Below are 3,533 nucleotides of genomic sequence, written 5' to 3' on the forward strand. Positions count from 1 at the left end.
TTGGAGGAGCGGGGCGGAATTGCGGTAATTCCAAGCCGTATCATTGCCAAACATCCCAGAAAAATTGACTGGCATACTTACAAAGAACGCCATTTGGTGGAAAATCTGTTCCTTAAACTGAAAAACAACCGCCGCTTTGCCACCAGATATGAGAAGAAAGCACTCTATTTCCGGGCTGTTGTCTGCCTTGCATGTATCCTTAGATGGTTACTTTGACAGGTTTTAAACAGACTCTAGCATGGCGCACTCCAAAACAGGTTATTAGATTCCTTGCCGACTTTGTAACACTTCATTGACAAATCTACAAAGCAAAGTAAATTTTGTAGAAAAGAGCCTTGACATTCCCTCCCGAAATCACTATACTATATTAGGACGGAGACAGTAGCAAAGCCTGTTGTCCTGTTTGATGTGTGGCTGTACTGTTTTCACAGTATACGGCTATCCGGGTGTGGCGAAGCTTGGTATCGCGCTTGGTTCGGGTCCAAGAGGCCGTGGGTTCAAATCCCGCCACTCGGACCATGCGGAGTGTCTTTATAGGATTTGAGTATCCTTGGCGGACACTCCGCATTATTTTTGCTCAAAATCCTATACGGCAATCCGCTCCGGGGAGTAGCTGACGGCTACTCCCTTTCTCGTCTCCATAGTGATCTCCGCAACCGGGATTTTCCGGCGGTCAGGGACGGAGAAAATGCCGATACAGTTATAATAGATGGTGATGTGCTGGGTAATCTCGGTGGCGTTGGTGTACCGCCGGACCGTTTCAAGAAACGTGCCAACGTCCATCCTCTGGCCCTCGCTCTTTTTCAGCTCCAGCCGCAGCGCCTTGATCCGCTTGGCGTTCTCCCCCTGCTCCTGCTCGTACCGCTGGGACATCTTCGCAAACTGGGCGTCGCTGATTTTCTGGCTCACGTTATCCTCGTAAAGCCTCTCGAAAAGCCCGTCAAGCTCTTTGTCCCTCGCCAGCAGCCCATCCAGCTCCCGCTGCTTCCTGGCCCGTTCATTCTCCGTCACTTTTGCGGAACGACCCATCATAGCCTTTATGAAATCGTCCTCGTACTCGTTGGCGAAACAGGCCAGCCGATTCACCTCGTACAGCACCACCCGCTCCAGAAATTCCAGCTGGATATAGTGGGTTTTGGAGCACTTGCGGAGGCCGGAATTGTGGTTCTGACAGCTAAAGAATTTAATAGCGTGGTTGCCCTGGTTGAAGTGGAAGTTGAGGTTGTTGCCGCACTCCGGGCATTTTAGAACGCCGGAAAAGACGCTGGGCTCCTGGGTGACGGTGGGCCGCCTCCGGCGGGTCCCCTTTTTCATGCTCTGCACCTTTTCCCAGGTGGGCCGGTCTATAATGGCCTCGTGGACGTTGAGGAAGATTGCCCGGTTCTCCTCCGGGTTCTCAATCCGCTTTTTCATCTTGTAGGACTTGGAGCAGGATTTGAAGTTAATCACGTCCCCGCAATACTCCTGCAAGGTGAGAATTTTCTTGATAGTGGTATGGCCCCATTTGGTGGCCTCCACGGTGCTTTTGGAACCGCCCCGGCTGGTCCCCTTGCTCCGCCAGTAGTAGGTAGGATTGAACACCCCATCCCGCTCCAGCGCGGCGGCGGTTTCCGCCAGCCCGTAGCCGTCCAGGGCCATTTGATAGATACGCCGCATAACCTCGGCGGCCTCCGGGTCGATTACCCAAAAGCGGGGGTCCTCCGGGTTCTTGATGTAGCCATAGGGGGGCGGGGACAGCAGTACGCCGGAATTGCCTTTCATCTTGTTCACGATCCGGCGCTTCTTGGAAATATCGCGGGCGTAGTATTCGTTAGTCAACCTTACATAAAGAATGACTTCACAGCAGTGCATTGGCGGTCGATTACCTTTGGCGAGATGGTATGGCGTATTATCGGCAGCGGCTACCGATAACCAAATCGGACTATCACATTTGGAGGTAAACACAATGAACAAATTGAAATCGAGAATCCATAACGAGGACACTGGCATTGACTACATCCTTGTTGGGGACTACTATATTCCGACTATTAAACTGCCGGAGGACGATGGCCGCCCTATCGGGAAATGGGGACGGATGCACCGGGCATACCTGAAAGAAACGAACCCGCTTCTGCTCAACCATCTGATTTTGACGGGCAAGTTGCACACCTATGTTCCTGGACGGACTGAAAGCCGAGTTTGCGGAAATCAAAGAAATTACAGTTGACCGAACCCGCAAGGCCAAATTGGAATCATTTCAAAAGAAGTTGGCTGGTCTGCAATTTCTTGATCCGGCTTGCGGCTCTGGAAATTTCCTGACTGAGACATACATCTCCCTTCGACGGCTGGAAAACGAAACGCTCTCCCTACTCCACCGGGGGCAGATTATGCTGGATGTTGGCGATCCTATCCAAGTGTCCATCGGTCAATTTTACGGTATCGAGATCAACGACTTCGCCGTGACTGTGGCAAAGACCGCCCTATGGATTGCAGAAAGTCAGATGATGAAAGAAACCGAGGACGTGGTGCATATGTCCTTGGACTTTCTGCCGTTGAAATCCTATGCCAATATCACCGAGGGGAACGCTCTCCAGGTAGACTGGGCAAGTGTTGTCCCCAAGCATGAGCTGAACTACATTATGGGGAATCCACCGTTTGTAGGTTACTCACTGCAAAGCAAAGCGCAGAAAGATGATATTCTCTCCGTCTATGTTGATGAAAAGGGCAAGCCTTACAAAACAGCGGGCAAGATCGACTATGTTTCTGGCTGGTACTTCAAGGCGGCACAGTTGATGCAGGGAACCGCCGTTCGGACAGCGTTTGTATCCACCAATTCCATTACCCAAGGCGAATAGGTGGCGGGGGTTTGGAAACCGCTTTATGAGCGGTTCGGCCTCCACATCGACTTTGCGCACCGCACATTCCGTTGGGACAGCGAAGCCAGTATTAAGGCTCATGTCCATTGTGTGATTGTGGGGTTCAGTAATGCGCCTAATCCTGCGCCTAAGCGGATTTATACAACAGAGCGATATCAAGAAGTAGAGAATATCAATCCCTATCTGCTTGATGCCCCCAATGTATTTATTGATAGCCGGACCAATTCTATTTGCAGTGTACCACAGATGGTATATGGGAATAAACCAACAGATGGCGGCTTTCTATTCCTATCCCCAGAAGAACGTGACGAACTGCTCAAGCGTGAACCGGGAACGGAAAAGTTTATCCGGCAAATATATGGCGCAACCGAATACATCAACAATAAAGCCCGCTACTGCCTGTGGCTGGTCGGCGCATCTCCTTCTGAACTGCGCAAGTCCCCATTCATCATGGAGCGAGCGGAGCAAGTAAGGCAGTTCCGACTGAACAGTACAAAAGCGGCAACACAAAGGAGCGCGGATACTCCAACCCTCTTTCAAGAAATACGGCATCCTGCCGGTGAGTATATCATCATCCCTCGCCATTCCTCTGAAACACGCCGTTATAGTAGTATTACTTAAAAATGCTCAATCTGAAGTGAGTTGTTTACGGAAGAAGAAAGCAGCAAAAATAGCCTG

3 protein-coding genes, 1 tRNA gene and 2 pseudogenes are annotated in these 3,533 nt (G+C 50.8%); 5 read left to right on the top strand and 1 reads right to left on the bottom strand.

All coding sequences use genetic code 11. From position 1 onward, the window contains the following. Both D1159_RS20320 and D1159_RS18505 read left to right on the top strand, forming a co-directional pair. The coding region (locus D1159_RS20320; protein WP_161847067.1) for a transposase at window positions 1-216 on the top strand (216 nt) is incomplete at its 5' end. A gap of 226 nt (window positions 217-442) precedes the next feature. After that, a tRNA-Pro gene (locus D1159_RS18505) sits at window positions 443-519 on the top strand. Window positions 520-585: 66 nt separating this feature from the next. Here the strand turns inward: D1159_RS18505 and D1159_RS18510 are convergent. Further along, on the bottom strand, window positions 586-1,761 hold the full coding sequence (locus D1159_RS18510; protein WP_202621166.1) for a recombinase family protein: 1,176 nt from the start codon (window positions 1,759-1,761) through the stop codon (window positions 586-588). 184 nt (window positions 1,762-1,945) lie between these two features. On the opposite strand from D1159_RS18510, the pseudogene D1159_RS18515 reads away from it, so the two are divergent. The 3 genes and pseudogenes from D1159_RS18515 to D1159_RS19925 form a co-directional block, all read left to right on the top strand. After that, window positions 1,946-2,155 (top strand): annotated as a pseudogene (locus D1159_RS18515) (TnpV protein); the annotation flags it as partial. After that, window positions 2,151-2,984 (top strand): annotated as a pseudogene (locus D1159_RS19920) (DNA methyltransferase); the annotation flags it as partial. The pseudogenes D1159_RS18515 and D1159_RS19920, both read left to right, overlap by 5 nt. A 54-nt stretch (window positions 2,985-3,038) precedes the next feature. Then, window positions 3,039-3,476, top strand: a complete 438-nt coding sequence (locus D1159_RS19925) for a type IIL restriction-modification enzyme MmeI (protein WP_347563734.1) — start codon at window positions 3,039-3,041, stop codon at window positions 3,474-3,476. Window positions 3,477-3,533 lie beyond the last annotated feature (57 nt).

Source organism: Pseudoflavonifractor sp. 524-17, assembly GCF_009935845.1.
In the GTDB taxonomy this organism is placed as follows: domain Bacteria; phylum Bacillota; class Clostridia; order Oscillospirales; family Oscillospiraceae; genus Pseudoflavonifractor_A.

What these genes read in the sequence shown, in the direction of transcription:
- D1159_RS18510 (WP_202621166.1), bottom strand. Translation starts at nt 1,761, where the DNA reads ATGAAAGGCAATTCCGGCGTACTGCTGTCCCCGCCCCCCTATGGCTAC.